Source organism: Anabaena sp. WFMT (genome assembly GCF_051781005.1).
Taxonomy (GTDB): Bacteria; Cyanobacteriota; Cyanobacteriia; order Cyanobacteriales; family Nostocaceae; genus Anabaena.
Genome location: NZ_JBPWOA010000054.1, coordinates 1 through 19,083, shown reverse-complemented (window position 1 = coordinate 19,083; position 19,083 = coordinate 1). Strand labels below are relative to the sequence as shown.

13 protein-coding genes are annotated in these 19,083 nt (G+C 40.0%); 9 read left to right on the top strand and 4 right to left on the bottom strand.

The features are described 5' to 3' along the window. The first annotated feature begins 92 nt into the window (after positions 1 to 92). The 5 genes from ACSQ6I_RS26390 (at position 93) to ACSQ6I_RS26370 (ending at position 9,593) form a co-directional block, all read left to right on the top strand. Positions 93 to 1,766 carry an efflux RND transporter periplasmic adaptor subunit gene (locus ACSQ6I_RS26390; protein ID WP_015364267.1) on the top strand — a complete coding sequence of 558 codons (1,674 nt, stop codon included), beginning with the start codon at positions 93 to 95 and terminating at the stop codon, positions 1,764 to 1,766. Positions 1,767 to 2,147: 381 nt separating this feature from the next. Next, positions 2,148 to 5,339, top strand: a complete 3,192-nt coding sequence (locus ACSQ6I_RS26385) for an efflux RND transporter permease subunit (protein WP_015364266.1) — start codon at positions 2,148 to 2,150, stop codon at positions 5,337 to 5,339. A 280-nt stretch (positions 5,340 to 5,619) separates the two neighbouring features. Then, positions 5,620 to 6,306 (top strand): SanA/YdcF family protein, encoded by a 687-nt coding sequence (locus ACSQ6I_RS26380; RefSeq protein WP_015364265.1) that lies wholly within the window; start codon positions 5,620 to 5,622, stop codon positions 6,304 to 6,306. Positions 6,307 to 6,543: 237 nt separating this feature from the next. Further along, on the top strand, positions 6,544 to 7,542 hold the full coding sequence (gene sigB, locus ACSQ6I_RS26375; protein WP_015364264.1) for a sigma-70 family RNA polymerase sigma factor SigB: 999 nt from the start codon (positions 6,544 to 6,546) through the stop codon (positions 7,540 to 7,542). Positions 7,543 to 7,949: 407 nt separating this feature from the next. Then, positions 7,950 to 9,593, top strand: coding sequence for an iron uptake porin (locus ACSQ6I_RS26370; RefSeq protein WP_015364263.1), 1,644 nt, complete (start codon positions 7,950 to 7,952; stop codon positions 9,591 to 9,593). 155 nt (positions 9,594 to 9,748) lie between these two features. Here the strand turns inward: ACSQ6I_RS26370 and ACSQ6I_RS26365 are convergent, their stop codons facing one another. Next, positions 9,749 to 10,549 carry a hypothetical protein gene (locus ACSQ6I_RS26365; protein WP_015364262.1) on the bottom strand — a complete coding sequence of 267 codons (801 nt, stop codon included), beginning with the start codon at positions 10,547 to 10,549 and terminating at the stop codon, positions 9,749 to 9,751. A 25-nt stretch (positions 10,550 to 10,574) separates the two neighbouring features. After that, positions 10,575 to 11,207 carry a hypothetical protein gene (locus tag ACSQ6I_RS26360; protein WP_438893186.1) on the bottom strand — a complete coding sequence of 211 codons (633 nt, stop codon included), beginning with the start codon at positions 11,205 to 11,207 and terminating at the stop codon, positions 10,575 to 10,577. Between the two features lie 290 nt (positions 11,208 to 11,497). Here ACSQ6I_RS26360 and ACSQ6I_RS26355 point away from each other — a divergent pair, with 290 nt between their 5' ends. The 4 genes from ACSQ6I_RS26355 (at position 11,498) to ACSQ6I_RS26340 (ending at position 16,617) form a co-directional block, all read left to right on the top strand. Beyond that, positions 11,498 to 14,617 carry an efflux RND transporter permease subunit gene (locus ACSQ6I_RS26355; protein ID WP_438893185.1) on the top strand — a complete coding sequence of 1,040 codons (3,120 nt, stop codon included), beginning with the start codon at positions 11,498 to 11,500 and terminating at the stop codon, positions 14,615 to 14,617. Positions 14,618 to 14,652: 35 nt separating this feature from the next. After that, complete coding sequence (locus ACSQ6I_RS26350) at positions 14,653 to 15,195, top strand: hypothetical protein (protein ID WP_127055578.1); 543 nt, start codon at positions 14,653 to 14,655, stop codon at positions 15,193 to 15,195. A gap of 81 nt (positions 15,196 to 15,276) precedes the next feature. After that, positions 15,277 to 15,588: a DUF190 domain-containing protein gene (locus ACSQ6I_RS26345; RefSeq protein ID WP_309296889.1), complete on the top strand. Its 312-nt coding sequence runs from the start codon at positions 15,277 to 15,279 to the stop codon at positions 15,586 to 15,588. A 114-nt stretch (positions 15,589 to 15,702) separates the two neighbouring features. Then, positions 15,703 to 16,617 carry a cation diffusion facilitator family transporter gene (locus tag ACSQ6I_RS26340; RefSeq protein WP_127055579.1) on the top strand — a complete coding sequence of 305 codons (915 nt, stop codon included), beginning with the start codon at positions 15,703 to 15,705 and terminating at the stop codon, positions 16,615 to 16,617. A 137-nt stretch (positions 16,618 to 16,754) separates the two neighbouring features. On the opposite strand, the gene ACSQ6I_RS26335 is transcribed toward ACSQ6I_RS26340, so the two are convergent. Together ACSQ6I_RS26335 and ACSQ6I_RS26330 are read right to left on the bottom strand one after the other, a co-directional pair. Continuing rightward, on the bottom strand, positions 16,755 to 17,897 hold the full coding sequence (locus tag ACSQ6I_RS26335; protein WP_438893237.1) for an IS4 family transposase: 1,143 nt from the start codon (positions 17,895 to 17,897) through the stop codon (positions 16,755 to 16,757). Then, complete coding sequence (locus tag ACSQ6I_RS26330; protein ID WP_438893184.1) at positions 17,876 to 18,676, bottom strand: IS5 family transposase; 801 nt, start codon at positions 18,674 to 18,676, stop codon at positions 17,876 to 17,878. The genes ACSQ6I_RS26335 and ACSQ6I_RS26330 overlap by 22 nt, the downstream gene beginning before the upstream one ends. Between the last annotated feature and the right edge of the window lie 407 nt (positions 18,677 to 19,083).

Below are 19,083 nucleotides of genomic sequence, written 5' to 3'. Positions count from 1 at the left end.
TAGCTAAAAAAAGCTTTAGTCCAAATTTGCACATTAAATGCCAACATCCAAAGGCGATTCTGCTTTCTCACTAACTTAGGATACAACAAGCGATGGGAATCTCTAATTTGTTTCAATGTTCTGCGCCACTGCGTTATATTTCGTTGACAATGTTGAGTTTGTTACTACTAAATACTCCTACTACTGTTTTGGCTGGTGCTGGACACGACCATACTGGTGCAAGTTCATTTCAGGGTGGTGAAAGCAAAACAACTGGTTCTGTCGAAGTTGATACCGAAACCGCAAAACTGCTAGGAGTTAAGGTCGAACCAGTGCAGCGCCAACGATTAGCCGTCGGCATTAAAACCACTGGACAAATTGAAATCTTACCTAGCCAGAAAGTGGAAGTCACAACCCCAATTGAAGGGGTAAAAGTAGTTGAACTATTGGTGGAACCCGGTGCATCAGTAAAGAAAGGTCAACCTGTCGCCGTTGTAACCAGTCCAGGTTTAGTGACATTGCGCGTGGAATCTCAGGACAAATTAGCACAAGGTCAAGCTGATTTACAACAAGCTCAAGCTGACTTGAGGCTGGCTCAACAAAATTATGATCGCTATCAACAAATAGCCGCCGCCGAAATCGCCCAAGCCCAAAGCCAAGTAGCATTTGCTCAAGAAAAGTATCAGAAAGATCAAGTGTTAGCAACTGAAGGTGCTTTGGCACGTCGTAACGCCCTTGAATCTCAAACCCAACTTGCAGAAGCTAAAGCTAAACTAACCACAGCTAATAGTCACCGCGATGTTATCCAGGCTGAAAATCAACTCAAACGCGCTCAAGTATCAGTTCAACTAGCAAAATCCAATATTAATCGCAGCAGCGCTATTTATGAAACGCGGCTGCTACAACTAGGAAACCGCGCTAATGCTAAGGGACTAATAATAGTAACTGCTCCAATTTCCGGTAAGGTTACTGACAGGGAAGTTACTATCGGTCAATCATTTCAGGACGCGGGTGGTAAATTAATGACGATTGTGAATGATAGTCGGGTTTTTGCCACAGCAAATATTTATGAAAAAGATTTAGATAAAGTGAGGACAGGTCAACAGGTCAGGATGAAAGTTGCTAGTGTACCTAATCAAACCTTTACAGGAAGGATTACACGAATTGGCTCAGTGGTAGAAGGAGAAACGCGAGTAGTACCAGTACAAGCCGAAGTCAATAATGCTAGAGGGCAGCTTAAACCTGGAATGTTTGCCGAATTTGAAGTTGTAACCGACCAGACATCTACAGCTACTTTGGCAATTCCCCAGTCTGCTGTAGTGGATGCAAATAATAAGAAATTGATCTATGTCCAAAACGGCAATGCCTTCCAATCTGTTGAAGTTGAGTTAGGACAAACCTCTGGAGATTTAATTGAGATTAAAAGTGGTTTATTCGAGGGAGATTCAGTCGTTACCCAACGTGCGCCACAACTTTATGCACAATCATTGAAGGGTGGTGGTGAATCCAACGAACCAGAAGGAAAAGAACAAGAACAAGCACATTCAGAGGACACTAAGACTAACAGCTTACCAGTACCTCTGTGGTTATTTGGAGCAGGAGGAGTGACCCTTGCTACTTTGGCTTTTGTAGCAGGTAGTTTCTGGTCTAACCGTCGTAACCGTTCCCGTCTAATACCAGTAAGTGACGGTTTTAATTATGAAACCGAGGTTTATATCGACAACCACAAACAACCAACCCCCACCACTTCTGTTGAGGAAAATGACAAGCATCCTCATTCTAATTAATAATAAAAAATTTGCGGTGCTGATTAAAAATATGAATTCATCGGGCTACGCCCCCCTAACGCTAACACGCAGAGGCGCAGAGAGTAGGAGTTTGAAATCCTTGATTCTTTTATTATCAGGACTTACGCACAAGTCATGGAATATCGTATGCCTTACGGCTCCCGTAAGGCATACCGCAGAGGACACAGAGAAATAATAGTTTGAGGTTTTTTTGCGTAAGTCCTAATTACTTCATACTTCAATATGGCTACGCCACGCAAGCTATCAGCAACGCCAAAAAAATTAGTAATGCGGAATTTGAAATTATCCCTCCTAAACTTGGGGATTTGAAATAATTAACAACTAATAACCAACCAATAACAATTAACAACTAAATAGATAATGATTAGTACAGTTGCTAAATGGGTAATTTCTCGACGCTGGTTAGTAGTAATTGCGGCACTTATTTCCACAATAATCATATTATTTAATACCATCCCGCAAATGCCGTTGGATGTTTTCCCCAACTTTGCACCTCCCCAAGTCGAAATTGAAACAGAAGCTCCCGGACTCGCTCCTGAAGAAATAGAGTCTCTGGTGACATTACCAATTGAAAGCTCAATCAACGGCACCCCAGGAATCAGCGCAGTTCGTTCTTCCTCCTCAGCAGGACTTTCTGTAGTCAGAGTCGTTTTTGGCTGGGGAACAGATATCTATCAAGCCCGCCAGTTAGTACAAGAACGACTGCAACAAGTAGTGAGTAAGCTACCTCAAGGAATTGAAACACCAAAACTCGCTCCTATCAGTTCACCTATCGGCACTGTATTAAAATATGCTTTCACAGTGGAAGAGGAGGGGCAGAAAGGAGAAACATCCACCCAAAACCCAACATCCAAAATCGACTTGATGGAAGTACGCCGAATCGTTGATTGGCAAGTTACAAATCGCCTTTTAGCAGTTCCTGGCGTTAGTCAAGTGCTAGTGTATGGCGGTGATGTACGTCAGTATCAAGTATTAGTAGATCCGAATAAACTTAGAGCTTTTAATGTATCCTTACAGCAAGTATCTGAGGCAGTACAGGGAGCAAATGTCAATGCTCCTGGTGGCTTTTTAATCAGCCCTGACAAGCAAACTCTGATTCGGGGAATTGGCCGAATTGAATCCTTGGATGATTTAAAACAATCTGTAATTTTTGCCCGTCAAGGAACGCCTGTGCGCTTGGGAGATGTTGCCGAAATTCAAATTGGCGGTGCGATTAAGATAGGCGATGGCAGCTTAAATGGCAAAGATGCTGTAGTAGTGATGGTGAATAAGCAACCTCTAGCTGATACTCCCACCGTCACCCGTGCGATTGAAGCCGCAATATCTGAGCTAGAAGCAGGTTTACCGAAAGGAATTAAAGTAAATGCAACCTTCCGTCAAGCTGATTATATTGATGCTTCAGTAGAAAATGTTAGATCAGCTTTGGTGGAAGGTAGTATTATTGCCGCACTTATCCTCATTCCCTTTTTGATGAATTGGCGGACTCTATCACTTTGCTTGTTAGATTTTGTTTTGACTTTTGTGTTCTCCTTACAAATATTATCCTGGCTAGGCTTGGGGCTAAACACTATGACTTTAGGCGGATTAGCGATCGCCATTGGGACAGCAATTGATGATGCCATTGTCTATGCAGAAAATACTTATCGCAACCTCCGCCAAAATAAACATTCTGCCAATCCGCGTCCGGTACTAGAAGTCATTTTTGAAGGGGGACAAGAAGTCCGAGAATCTCTCCTTGGTGCAACTTTAATTACTATTGTCGTCTTTTCTCCAATATTTGCCCTCGCAGGTGTAGAAGGCCGAATTTTTGGACCAATGGGAATGACTTATTTAGTGGTGGTTATGGTTTCTAGTTTAGAATCATTACTATTGAGTCCGGCTTTGTGTGCAATCTTACTTCCACACGGAAAAATGCCCTTAAAGGAACCATTAATACCCCGAATTTTCAAGCGGTTGTATTATCCTTGTTTAAATTTTGCTATCCACAGTCCCATGATCATTATCTCCGTGGCTGTGGCGGGGATGATAGCGGCAATGGTGATTTTTCCAGCTTTGGGACGGGCTTTTTTACCAGAATTTCAAGAATCAACTTTGGTCAATACTTTAGCTCTTTATCCAGGTTCATCTTTAGAAGCTACTAACAGTGCTGCCTTTGTGCTGGAGAATAAACTCAAAGATGATCCCAGGTTAAAATATGTGCAGTTACGGGCAGGACGCGCCCCTAGTGATCCAGATGCAGCACCCGTAAATCTTGGTCATCTTGATATTGGTCTGAGTGACAAAGGAATGGAAAAGCGTAAAGAAACAGTAGAATGGTTGCGGGAAGAATTTAATAAAGTACCTGGTGCTGCTGCAAATATTGGTGGATTTATTTCTCACAGAATTGATGAAATATTATCTGGAGTCAGAAGTCAAATTGCTGTGAAAATATTTGGAGCAGATTTAGAAGAACTCCGCCAAATTGGTCAACAAGTTGAAAGTGCAATGTCATCTGTGTCTGGGCTTGTAGATTTACAATTAGAACCGCAAGTTCCTATCGAACAAATTCAAATAAAATTTGACCGTGTTGCCGCATCACGTTATGGTTTAACAGTTGGGCAACTATCTGAACTTGTCGAAACTGCGCTCAATGGTAAAGTAGTATCGCAAGTTTTGGATAAGCAACAAAGTTTTGATTTAATTGTCTGGTTACAGCCAGAATACCGTAATAATTTACAAACGATTGAAAATTTGTTAGTTGATACCTCTTCCCAAGGTGGAAATGAAGGGGAAAATAAAATTCCTTTAGCTAACGTGGCTAAAGTTGTCTATGGCACTGGACCAAATACTATTAACAGGGAAAATGTCTCCCGTCTAATTGTAGTATCTGCTAATGCTAAAGGCAAAGATTTGCGATCAGTAGTCAATGAAATTAAAAACAAAGTCAAGGCACAAGTGCAATTGCCCTCTGGATACTTTATTCAGTATGGCGGTCAATTTGAAGCCGAAGAAAGAGCCTCACAAAATATTTTAATTTTCAGTGCTATTTCCTTCGTAGTGATTACGGTATTAATGTATCTTTCTGTCAAATCCATTGCTTCTACAGCAATGATTATGATTAACTTGCCCATCGCTTTAGTCGGAGGTGTAATTGCTGTGGCACTAACAGGGGGCGTTGTTTCAGTCGCTTCTTTGGTAGGTTTTGTGACTTTATTTGGTGTAGCTACTCGCAACGGACTACTTTTAGTAGACAATTACACTACTAAATTTTCTAGCGGAATGTCGTTACAAGAAATTATTATAACCGGGTCAATGGAACGACTCAATGCTATTTTGATGACATCCTTTACATCAGCTTTGGGATTAGTACCGTTAGTAATTGCAGTGGGTCCAGGTAAGGAAGTTTTACAACCACTTTCGATAGTGGTTTTGGGTGGTTTATTTACTTCTACCGCGTTAACTTTGCTAGTTTTACCTGCTTTATATTCTAAGTTTGGTAAGTATTTGTTACCTAAGAGAAGTGCGGTTGTTGTAGAAAATGGAAAGGTAGCTGGGGTGGTGTTGGAGAATTAATTAGCATCACTAAGTTAAGCACAGATGTGACAGTAATTTTGCTAAAGTACAGCCAGTGATTTGTTTTACTGGCTGATAGTATAAGACTCGTATTTGATTTAAAATAAATCAGTATACTTGTCATCGTTTTTTCCCTGTTTCCTGTCACCTGTAACTTACCTACGCAAATAAGTTTATAAATCAAAGTAGACTCCTCTACAAGAAGTAATTTAGGATACACATAAACTTTCGACAGTGTGTGTTGCTGCTCAAAAGAAATACTCTGTAAAACATCACTTATATGAGATTTTTTGAAAAAATTGTAGGGAAAAAATATTTCAAGTTGTTCCATCACCTGCGATGGATTTTGTTAGGTTTAGTAATTAGTGTATTAGCAAAACCTTTAATAGCAACAACTTATATAGGTTTAATGACGAATGGCTCCCGCTACATTCAACCAGAATCAGTCCCAAAAGAACAGGTTGCAATAGTATTCGGTGCAGGAATTCTTCCCAATGGTAATCCCACACCCATGTTGTCAGACCGTGTAGAAGCTGCTGTCAAACTTTATAAAATGGGAAAGATTAGTAAACTTTTGATGACAGGAGATAACAGCAAAGTTTCCTATAATGAAGTCAGGTCTATGCAAAAATATGCCCATGAATTGGGTGTACCGATGAAGAACATTACCTTAGACTATGCAGGTTTCAGCACTTATGAGAGTTGTTATCGCGCTCATAAGGTTTTTGGTGTACATAAAGCTGTTGTCATAACTCAAAATTATCATCTTCCCCGCACTGTTTACACCTGTCGTCAATTAGGACTAAAGACAGTTGGTTTAGGAACTCCAGATATAGAAATTTATGGATTACGAGGAATGATTCCCGATTTAGTGAGGGAAATGTTAGCGAATGTCAAGGCTTTGTGGGAAGTTGACATTACCCGTCCCCGACCTACTTTTTTAGGACGTTTTGAGCCTATTAATTGAGTATTTTACAAATTTTACTCAGTTGTTAGATGCAGAATTAATCACAAAAATAGCATTAATAAAAAAACAAAACCAAAGTTGCCATAAAAACAATTCAGAGATTTGAATTTGCGCTGAAAATTTCATTAGTAAATTACCTGAATTTACCAAAATGTAGAAATTTATCATCTCGATTAATCTGTGTTTATTTATGATTTTATAAACATTTAAATTTATTCAATGGAGGATAATCTATTCATGCCTAATTCAGCATCCCAACCAACTAAAGTGAAGAGCAAGAATAACGAATTTTCATCTACAGCAGATGCAGTCCGTATCTATCTTCATAAAATTGGACGTATACCTCTTTTAACTCATGAGCAAGAAATTTTTTTTGCTAAACAAGTTCAGCAAATGATGGTGATGCTAACTGCGAAGGAAGAACTATCTGAAAAATTACAGCGTGAACCCACTCGGCAAGAATGGGCTGACAAGATGCAGTTGGAAGAAGATATGCTGCTGCAACAACTAAGTCAAGGACAAATTGCCAAGCAGAAGATGATTCAGGCTAATCTGCGGTTAGTGGTGTCTATTGCTAAAAAATACCAGAAACGCAATATTGAGTTTCTAGACTTAATTCAAGAAGGTGCATTGGGGCTAGAACGAGGGGTAGAGAAATTTGATCCAACTCTTGGATACAAGTTTTCTACTTATGCTTACTGGTGGATTCGTCAGGGAATTACACGAGCGATCGCACAACAATCCCGCACTATTCGTTTACCCATTCACATGGCTGATAAGCTGAACAAAATTAAACGTGTTCAGCGAGAGTTATCTCAAAAGCTTGGTCACACTGCCGACGTGACTGAAATTGCCCAAGCGCTTAATCTAGAACCCAGACAGATTCGAGAATGTTTGCAGTTTGCTCGTCAACCTGTTTCCTTAGATATGGGAATTGGATCTGAGCAGGGTACTCAATTGCAGGATATGCTGAAGGATGATGGAATGTCTCCCGAACGCTACACGGAGCGAGAATTGCTCTATCAAGATGTTCACAAACTATTAGCAAAGCTGACTCCCCAGCAAAAGGAAGTATTAATCTTGCGCTTTGGTTTAGCAGGTGGATGCGAACTGACCCTAGTACAGATTAGTCAACGGATAGGTATTTGTCGAGAACGAGTGCGACAACTGGAAAAACAAGCTCTCACGCTTCTACGAAGATATGGGTTTAACTCACGCAGCTATCTAGCTGACTGATACTCCTTAATTTTGAAAGCTTGTAGTGTCAACTGGCAAGTGAGAAACCACCTGTTGGCTGTTCCTAGTGTAAGTAATATTGCCATATTTGGTGAGGATGAGCGTCAGTATCAAGTGCTGGTAAACCCAGATAAATAGTTACAAATTTTTAAGTTAGTGAACTAAATTAGAATTTATCAGCAAAATAACTTACTTCTAAGCTAGATTGACACGATACATTATCAATACCTGTGCCAAAATCCTGAAACCCTATTCATCTCGTAACGATTTTATTGGCTTTCAGCCCTATATTTTGCAAATTGGTGAAGGTATTGATTATAAAATTAAAATGGCGTTAAAGTAGCAAATAATACGTTTTGGTATTAGCATTCACGTCATCATTACAAGAGGGTGTGAGGAAAAATAATATGTCGAATCTATTGTGGAAAACACTGATATTCAGCCCAGCATTTTTGGGAGTAACTTTTGCTATCTCAGCTAGTGCCATTGCTGCTGACAGCCAACAACAGCCATCACAAACTCATCAGCCGTTACTTGCTCAAACAAACGCTGACGAAAACGTTTTTTCACAAATAAACCAATACAATCTTGAAGCCAATAATCAAACTTCACTATCTCAAGTTACATCAGTTTCCCAATTTTCGGATGTACAACCAACAGACTGGGCTTTTCAAGCCTTGCAATCTCTTGTTGAGCGATATGGTTGTATTGCAGGTTATCCCAACGGTACTTACCGGGGTAATCGTGCCTTAACTCGTTATGAATTTGCGGCAGGTTTGAATGCTTGTTTGGATAGAGTTAATGAACTGATTGCTACAGCAACTACTGATTTGGTGACGAAAGAGGATTTAGCTACCCTACAGCGTTTACAAGAAGAATTTTCTGCGGAACTTGCAACACTCAGAGGTCGAGTAGATGCGTTGGAAGCACGCACGGCTGAGTTGGAAGCTAATCAGTTTTCGACCACCACAAAGCTAGTAGGTGAAGCGGTTTTTGCGGTTACGGATAGTTTTGGCAACAATGATAATAACAATACCGTTTTCCAAAACCGGGTGCGTTTAGACTTGCAAACTAGTTTTACGGGTAAAGATACCCTGCACACTCGGATTGCAGCCGGTAATGCTACTCCATTATCTTTACCCAATGGCACTGCTGAAGGCACTCAAACTTTTAACTTGTTTCTTGGTAGTAATAATAGTGCTTTTATAGATTGGTTAGCGTATTACTTCCCTGTTGGCAACTCTCAAGTTTATGTAGCTGCTACTGGAGGTATTCAAAGCGATTATGTTCCCACCGTTAACCCTTATTTTGAAGACTTTGATGGTGGTAACGGTGCTTTATCTACCTTTGCTTCCGAAAGTCCTATCTATCGCATCGGTGGCGGTGCAGGAATTGGTGTTAATGTCCCATTTGGTAGTGGTAACTTCAAACCTTCATTAACTTTGGGTTATTTAGGATCTGAAGCAAATAATCCCAGTCCAGGCTCAGGTTTATTAGACGGTAACTATGCAGCTTTAGCACAGTTGAATCTTAACGTTGGCGATCGCCTGACCTTGGCTGCAACCTACGTTCACGGTTATCATGGTGCAAATAGTGCTTTATTTGATGCTGGTTCGGTAAGTGCTGCTGTAGTTGGGACTTCACAAGCTAATTTTGTCGGTGGTGGCAATCCATTTGTAAGTAATTCTTATGGCTTTGAAGCAGCTTTCAGACCTAGCGATAAACTGTCAATTAGTGGGTTTGCACTCCACAGTAATATTACAGGCTTTGGAGCTAACGATAACGATGAAGTTTGGAGCTATGGATTGGGTGTAGCTTTACCCGACTTTGGCAAGAAGGGCAATCTTTTAGGGATTTTTGCAGGAGCGCAACCATATTTAGGTAGTAACAACGGAGATAAACCCTATCACATTGAAGGCTTTTATAGATATCGCATTAGTGACAACATTTCTATTACTCCTGGTGTAATTTGGTTAACTAATCCTGGTCAATCTGCTAACAATAACAATGATGCTGTGATTGGTACATTGAGAACAACTTTCACTTTCTAAAATAGAATTTTGGGTTGAGCTATGCTCAACCCAACACTTATTAATTAGGTGGTTTTAGTTTGTAATATTTTGATGTACTCTGATAACGTGTTTTATTTCCAGGCTTCAGGATACCCACTCTACCTACATGACTCTTGATTCAAGAACGCCGATTATCATTTTTGGAATCCTTTTCCTCTATAATTAACTAATTCTTCATATCCAGACATATAGGCATAATTATCTTTAATATCTAAGCCTAAAAATCTAGAAAAACGTGCAGAGTCGTTTCCTACTAATTGTCCTTTTCGGGGCTTACCGTGGTAATTAGCTAAAGCAATTTTAGCTTGACGAAAGGATCTTACGGGTACAAAAACATCTGTTTGGTTAAAAGACCATAAATCTTCGGAATGTCTTGCCGCAAACAACAGTTCTCCTAATGCTTGGTTTTTCGCATCATCTTGTTTATAAGTTAGAGCTAGATGCTTATCTAAATAGATAATTCTTCCTGAATTAATATTTTCTGTAATATCTAAAGAGTCAATCAAATTTGATAAAAATTTTCGATGTTCAGGGTAAGTAGCACCGAGAAAAGGAATAACACCGACTACCCAACCCCTCGCACCCGTTTCTTTATGAGTTTCATAATCTTGATAACATTGTTTTAAACACGGTATATAAAATTTATCAAAAGGGATTTTCATCTGAGAAATTGTTTGCATATTAACAGCTAATATAAACTTTTTAAATGATTTCGATTTCTCTAGTACCTTTATCAGAGTAGAATCATAAAATTTTGGGGGCTGATTCTGATATTTTTCCCATAACATATCAAATACAACTCTAAAATCTCTGCTATCATTGAGCAAAAAATCGTTTACTTTTTGATAGCCATAACTAGTAAAAACTTGTGATTGTATTTGTCTTAATTTTTCATTACTTTTAACTACAGTATTGCCAATGCGGATTTTAGACATAGTGTTTTTGTTTTTAAATGACTTTTTAGGAACTAGGAGGTAAAAGTTCTGTTAAAGGTGTGGTTTCACGTTCAATTATGTTGATACTAAGAATTTCCTGTGCTTTGCTCGAATTGAGTGAAACAGTAAACATGAGATGCACATAATTTACTTGGTCATTTCCACTTGTATATGGAACAGCATGATAGATAACCGGAAACCTTTCTTGAGAATACATAATTAGAGGTTCTATTAATCTGGCAAGAATTAATATGTAGCTTCGTTCTTGAGCAACTTTCAACTCTGGTAAAGTCCACCAATTAAAAACTATTTCACCGTCAGAGCTATCACTAAGTCCCCATTCTTGACGATAATGTTTTGGAGTTAGAGTTAGTAAACCCTTACCCTCTTCATTTCGTCGCCGCTTCGCCAGTCTAATCAATGAGGAGTCAAATGCGGTGGCAATAGCTGACCTAAAATCTGATGACTCTTTAGCAAGATCGTTATATTTTATAAATGTAAAGGCATCTCCAATCCCTTTAGTATCGTCGGTGATTATGTTCACTAACAAAATTTGATTGCCATTAACTAATTCTTCAAAATCTAATGAGCTATTGAGATATGGTGGCTTAGGTGGTTTACCAAACCCTTTTCCCCCGCTACGTTTTGCTTTTGCCATTACTTACCTCTGCTGCTCAACCTAATCCAAAAAATATGAGAATTACACAAATAGCCTCATTATTTTAACGTTTAGCTGACTCATTTACAGCAACTCATTGATGTTCAATAGCCCAATGATAATTAGTTATGGATTTTAAAAAAGGAGTAAAGGAATCGCGCCTACGATGGAGCGTATCTCATCGCTCACACTCTTCCTTGTACAAATTTCACCTGAATTTCATTCTAGTCTGTCATCCTAGAGAAAGTTAATGCTGACTCATCCTCAGTAAAACTTTATCTTTCTCACTAATGCTTAATTCTATTGTTAAATGGTCGATCGCTCAACGCTGGCTAGTAGTTATTGCTTCCATTCTCATATCTGTTTGGGGGTTTCTCGTCCTGACGCAAATGCCACTGGATGTATTTCCCAACTTTGCTCCACCGCAAGTGGAAATTATGACCGAAGCCCCAGGACTTGCACCAGAGGAGGTTGAATCCCTAGTGACTCGGCCGATAGAAAGTGTGATTAACGGCACTCCCGGACTAGAAACATTGCGTTCTGCCTCAGCTGTCGGTCTTTCGTCTGTGAGAGCGACTTTTAGCTTGGATACAGAAATTTATCGCGCCCGCCAATTGGTAACGGAACGGTTGCAACAAGCACGCAGTCAACTACCGCAAGGTGTGGAAAACCCAGAGGTTCTGCCTGTTAGTTCACCCTTGGGATGGACTGTCAAATATGCCTTTACTTCTGAAACCACTCCGATGATGGAGGTCTGGCGGATTGTCAACTGGCAAGTGAAAAACCGCCTGCTTGCTGTCCCTGGCGTAAGTAATGTCGTCATATTTGGTGGGGATGAGCGTCAGTATCAAGTGTTGGTTAACCCCGATAAGCTGAAAGCGTTTAATGTTTCCCTTGATGATGTCACCAAAGCAGCACAAGCAGCCAACGCTAATGCACCAGGGGGATTTTTAATTACTCCTGACCAAGAGACATTGGTGCGAGGGGTTGGACGGATTGAATCTATTGAACAGCTAAAGAAATCAGTAATTAAAGCCAAAAATGGCACGCCAATCCTGTTGGAACAAGTGGCGGATGTACAAATTGGTGCAGCACTCAAACGCGGTGATGGCAGTTTTGCGGGTAAAAAAGCGGTAATTTTGACAGTCAACAAACAGCCAGCAGCAGATACGCCAAAAGTAACGAAGGCAGCTGAAAAAGCAATGGAGGAAATTCAAGCCGGTCTGCCCAAAGATGTCAAAATTACAACTACTTTCCGTCAGGAAGATTTTATCGAAGCCTCGCTCAAAAACGTTGAAGAAGCTTTGCGCGATGGCACAATCATCGTTTGTGTCATCTTGATTTTATTTCTGATGAACTGGCGCACGGTGATTATTAGTTTGAGTGCGATTCCCGTGTCTTTGTTGTTGGGAATGATGATCCTGAATTGGACGGGACAAGGTATCAATACAATGACTTTGGGCGGACTTGTTGTTGCGATTGGTTCGGTGGTGGATGATGCAATTGTCGATATGGAGAATGTCTACCGCCGTTTGCGAGAAAACCAAATAGCAGGCAATCCTGTACCACCACTGCAAGTTGTTTTTAATGGCTCAGTGGAGGTGCGGGTAAGCGTACTGTTCTCGACAATCATTATTGCAGTCGTCTTTGCACCAATTTTTGCTCTTTCTGGTGTAGAAGGTCGGATTTTTACACCGATGGCTGTAGCTTATTTGCTGTCAATTGGCGCTTCTACCTTAGTAGCACTGACATTGACTCCAGCACTGTGCGCCCTTTTGCTAGTAAATCGGCGTTTACCAAGTACAGAAACTTGGGTTGAACGATTTTCCCATCGTTTGTATCGTCCACTTTTGAAATTTTCTATTCGTCGCCCCAAGATTATTTTGACAGGTGCGATCGCTGCCTTTGTGGCTTCAACGATGATTCTACTCTCGTTAGGGCAAGTTTTTTTACCAGAATTCCAAGACCGCTCTTTGGTAATCGCCGCAGTTTTAATGCCTGGCCAATCTCTGAATGCGACTAATCAAGTAGGGATAGCAATCGAAGAAGCCCTGAAAAAAAATCCTGGGGTTGAAACGGCTCAATTGCGCTCTGGACGCGCTCAGGGGGATACTGAGGTAGCTGGTGTAAATGGGGCGGAAATAGATGTCCAACTCAGCGACGAGGGGGCAAAAGACCGAGAAAAAACAATTGAAATGATTCGTAAAGAATTTGATAAAATTCCCGGAGTCGTTCCCAATATCGGTGGTTTTATTTCGCACCGGATGGATGAAGTGCTTTCTGGGGTACGAAGTGCGATCGCTGTGAAAATTTTTGGCCCCGATTTGGAAGAACTCCGCACCCTTGGTCAACAAGTACAATCAGCTATGGGCGGGGTTTCGGGTCTAGTAGATTTGCAACTAGAACCGCAAGTACCGATTAAACAGGTACAAATTCAATTCGACCGCAATGCAGCAGCCCGCTATGGTTTAACTATTGGCGAATTATCAGAGATAGTAGAAACTGCACTGAATGGGCGAGTCGTTTCCCAAGTATTGGAGCAACAACAGACCTTTGATATGGTGGTTTGGTTGCAAGAAAAATACCGTAACAATATTGAAATTATCGGTAATTTGTTAGTTGATACACCCAACGGACAAAAAATTCCCTTAGCCCAAGTCGCAAAAATCAACTATGGTACAGGCCCCAATACCATCAACCGCGAAAACGTCTCCCGCTATATTGTCGTATCCAGCAACGTGGGTGGACGAGATTTAAGTTCTGTAATTAAGGATATTCGGGACAGAGTTAAGCAACAGGTGCAATTACCCGCTGGATATTTTATTGAATACGGTGGTCAATTTGAAGCCCAAGAAGGAGCGACGAAAACTTTACTTTCGGCTGGGGGATTAGCACTTGTTGCGATCGCAGTTCTGATTTACTTTGCTGTCAAGTCGATTCCTGCCACCATCATGATCTTGATAAACTTGCCCTTGGCGTTAGTGGGTGGAGTCATTTCCATAGCCTTGACTGGTGGTATTCTCTCTGTAGCTTCAATGGTAGGATTTATTACCTTATTCGGCGTTGCTACACGTAATGGACTATTACTAGTTGAGAACTACAATTCTAGGATGGCAGAAGGACAACCTCTGCGGCAGGCTTTGATGGAAGGGTCGGTAGAAAGGTTGGCTGCTATCTTAATGACGGCATTATCATCAGCTTTGGGTATGGCACCCTTGGTAATTGGTAGTGGAGCCGGAAAAGAAATCCTCCAGCCACTAGCTGTTGTGGTGTTAGGGGGATTGTTTACCTCAACTGCTTTAACCCTGTTAGTACTTCCGGCTTTGTATGTACAGTTTGGTAGATTTTTAGTGCCGAGAAAGGCTGAACCAATTGTTCAGACAGAAATTGCAGGAGAGGCAAGTTTTTAGTTGTTAATTGACCAAATATTGAGGAGTGTAAATCAATGAAATTTCTGAAGACCAGCTTCGTAGTTTTAGGTAGTGTAAGCTTGCTTTTCTTAGGTGCTTGTAGTGGCAGTAATCAAGCTGTAAATTCAGAGAATAAATCGGCATCAACAACAGAGACGGCTGCCAAAATTGAAACCGCAGCGAAAGATAATCACTCGGAAAATGATGGTCATTCTCATAATAAAAATAATGCTCAAGAGCATTCCGAAGACGGTAAAGGTGAACATTCACATGGCGGTCAAGTTATAGAGTCTGGGCAGTATCATTTGGAGTTTGTTACTGAAGCAAAGGATAATGAAACTCATTTAGATTTCTATTTAAAGAAAGGAGAAAAACATACTACAGTGTCGGATGCAAAAGTAACTGCTCAAGTTCAGCTACCTGATGGTAGTCAAAAATCGCTTCCCCTCACTTATGAAGCTAAAGAACAACATTACCATGCTGTATTTTCTGAAAAAGCAGCAGGTGAGTATAAAGTTGCTATTCTTTCTGATGTCAATGGTGAAAAATTTAATGGACGCTTTACCTTCAAGCGATAATTAATAGCAAGTGGTAGCGACAGGATAACAGTTATGGTTCAACAGTACAATCACGAACCAATTAAATGGAAGTAGCTAACAATCTATATCAGTGAGTCTGATGGTTGGCAGCACCAACCACTTCACCAAACTCTATTGGGAATCGCTCGACAACAGGGAATAACAGGGATGACGGTGATGCGAGCAATTTCTGGATATGGCAAACATGGTATTTTTCGCACTATGAACGAGCTAGATCCATCTATTGAGTCTTCTGTGCTACCACTTGTTATTACAGTTATTGATAGTGAAAGTGCAATAACCGAATTTTTTTCCTTGGTCAAAGATATGCTTAAAGATAAGTTTGTCACTTGTCAAAACCTAGAAATTCTGTCACCGTTGGTAACGCTTTAGGTGATTTCCAGAATTAAAATTACCAGGTGTTTAAAAATTCACCGTAGGGGCGCAAAGCTTGCGCCCTTGTCATTAGTAAAATTCTTTTCAGAAATCACCTTAAGGGCAGTATTCATGTCTCACAATCACAGTCACGGACACAGCCACGAACCGACTAATTACAACCGTGCCTTCATTATTAGCGTTGCTCTCAACACTGGTTTTGTTGTCATTGAAGTAGTTTATGGGTTAGCTGCCAATTCCCTTGCTCTACTTGCCGATGCTGGTCACAATTTGAGTGATGTTCTAGGTTTGTTACTTGCCTGGGGAGCAAGCTTCCTCGGTCGTCGCCAACCAACACCACGCCGCACTTACGGGTTACGTCGCTCCTCTATTTTGGCAGCTCTTTTGAACGCTGTCCTCGTACTCGTAGCTTCTGGCGCAGTTGCCTGGGAAGCCATACAGCGTTTTGCTCAACCTAGTCCAGTATCAGGTAGTACAATTATCGGCGTGGCTGCGGTAGGTATTGCCATTAATATGGGAAGTGCCTTAATGTTCTTATCTGGTCGTGAAAGAGACTTGAATATTAGGGGAGCTTTTATTCACTTAGTTGCTGACGCGGCGGTGTCTTTGGGTGCAGTCCTGGCTGGTATTGCGATTGTTACCACTGGTTGGCTATGGTTTGACCCAGTTGTAAGTTTGATGATCGTTGTCGTGATTATTGTGAGTACTTGGCAATTGTTCCAAGAATCTTTGAACTTAGTCACAGATGCAGTACCAGCAGGTATTGAACCACTTGCAGTCCGTACATTCTTAGCTGAACTTCCTGGTGTATCTAGTGTTCATGACTTGCACATCTGGGCGATGAGTACCACAGAAACAGCTCTCACTGCTCACTTAATTATGCCTTCTGGAAATCCTAGTGATGCTTTTTTAGTTCAGGTAAATCAACAACTTCACGACCATTTTGGTATCGAACACACTACAATTCAGATAGAAATAGGCGATCCAAGTTTTCCTTGTCCGCTTGCTCAAGAAAATGTGGTTTAAATCAATTGAATTGAGGGTATGAACAGAAAATGTGATGGGGATTTATCTTGTTATCAGCAATGCAGAAACACCTATAAGTGTAGCTATATTTTGTGTAAATATTTAAACTCAATACTCTGAAGGGGGGACAAAATCAACTAAAAGACTGACTGTATAAGGTTCATAGCTCTTACACCTTGTTGATAATACTTACGCTTATTAGGATTAAGTCTCATTAATTGGGCTACCAAAGATTGACAATTATCCATAAAACTGACCCAAGTATAACCATATAAACCAATATAAAAACTGCTATGTCGTCTGGTACTACGGCTCTTTTCTTTAACTCTTCCGACATATTCTTGTACACCCTTGCGTTTAATCTGTTGTCCTTGAATCGTTGCTGATGTGTAGGCAATAGCTATTAACAAAATTAGTGAAATCAACCGTTCTCCCGGGACTTTTGTATCTTCTAAATTATAGCCTCCTGTTTTAAAATCTCTAAACATTTCTTCAATATCAAAGCGTTGTTTATAAGCTGTAATGGCTGCTCCTAACTCTGGTAAATCTGTGAGAATAAACCATCCTTCTTTTGGTGCTATACCCTTGAGCTTACGTTTCCATTTACAGGCTAAATTAAAATATCCAAAACCTTTAATTTTTGTGACTTTAACTCCTGGTAAAAATAATGATAATCCTGGCGCTAACCCCAAATCTTTCAACTCTAACCAAATCTCCGATTCTTTTTTGACAAATTCATTTTTTCTTAACCTTAAACAAAAGCTTAAACCTTGCTGCTTCAACCAGTTTGCTAATTTGACCGAACAAAATTCTCTATCTCCTAACACACATATTTTATATTTTTTTACTATCGCCAAAATATCGGTCAAAGCTTCTGTTTGTTGTTTGAGATTACTATTTCCTTTTTGCTTCAATAATTCAAAATATATCGGTATTGCTCGTTTCTCCCACACTATGCTTATCATTAATAAATTTATACATGACCATTTAGTACGGTCTATTACTAGATATATTGTTTCTTTCTCTTCAAAGTATGTCTCTAACCAAACTTCAATTATTGGCAACCATATTTTCTTTATTGTTAATTTTGGTGATGATAAAAATCTTTGTATTTTTTTGCGTCTGCTCTCAAATTTTATGGGTATTGGTAGCCCATTCGCTAAACTTTCTAAACTCACCTGTTTGATTGATTGTAAAATCTGGAGCAGGATTTTTAGCAACAGGTATTCTCCTAGACTTAGAGACTGTTTGTAAAGGATTAAGAAGCAATAAATTGAGATTTTGTTAACCTTCTTAACATAAGTCGAATCATGACTGTGTAGATTATAGATTCACTGATTTCTGGTAACAATTCATAATCCTTACTCAGGCGACGATATTTATTCCACCACGCAAATGTACGTTCTACAATCCAGCGTTTGGGTAATACTTTAAACCCTTTCTCTGTACGTCGTACTACATCCACTTCTGTTTTGGATAATTGCTCAATCACTCGTTGAAAATTTGCACCACTATACCCTTGATCTACCCAGACAATGACGATATTTTCATTATTTTCCACAGCTTCCATCATCAAAGCTACCCCTCCTAATCTCTCAGCAAAATTGGCTTCTGTAACGATGACGGAAACTAGTAATCCTAGTGTGTCAACAAGAATAAACCGCTTTCTGCCTTTAATTTGCTTCCCACCATCATAACCATTCACTTCTCCCGATTGCTCTGCTGTTTTCACTGTTTGGCTATCGATAATACCTGCTGCCGCTTTCTCGTTTTTATTTACGGATTTTCGTACCTGTGTCCGCAACTGATGATGAATTTCTTTCCAAATTCCTAGACGCTGCCAATGGCGAAAATAGGTATAAACTGTTTGCCATGGTGGAAAATCATGTGGCAATCCTCTCCAAGTACATCCTTCATGTAATATGTAAAAAATCGCATTAATGATTTCCCGTATCTCTACTTTTCGCGGTCGTCCTATATGCTCTGGTTCTGGTAATAATGGTTTGATGATTTCCCATTCCGCATCGCTGATATCTGATGGATATGTCTTGCGCTTCATCTTTCCATCCCCCATTTTTTCTCCGCCATCTCGATCCTAGCTACCCCTTTTTCCTCCTTCGCATATCTTTACAAACAGTCTCTTAATTGACTTCTGAGATGGTTTTGATAAAATGTTGGTATCATTTTCATTAGATAGGTCTTATTGACAATACTTGACCTATCTTTTTCTACCATAAATCGTCATATTCTTTACACTGCCTTGCTTTCAGCCTTGTTTGTCTCCCCTTCAGCTCAATACTATTCAATAAAACAAACTTCTTCCCTTGTATTCAGAAATAAGTTCAATGTCAGAAGTTTGTTTGATTCTTTATTCTAATCCTTTAATTTAAAGACTAACAAAAGTTTTGAATTCTTACATCTCAGAAATAGATTATTATAAATTTTACTTAAACTAACAATATTTCC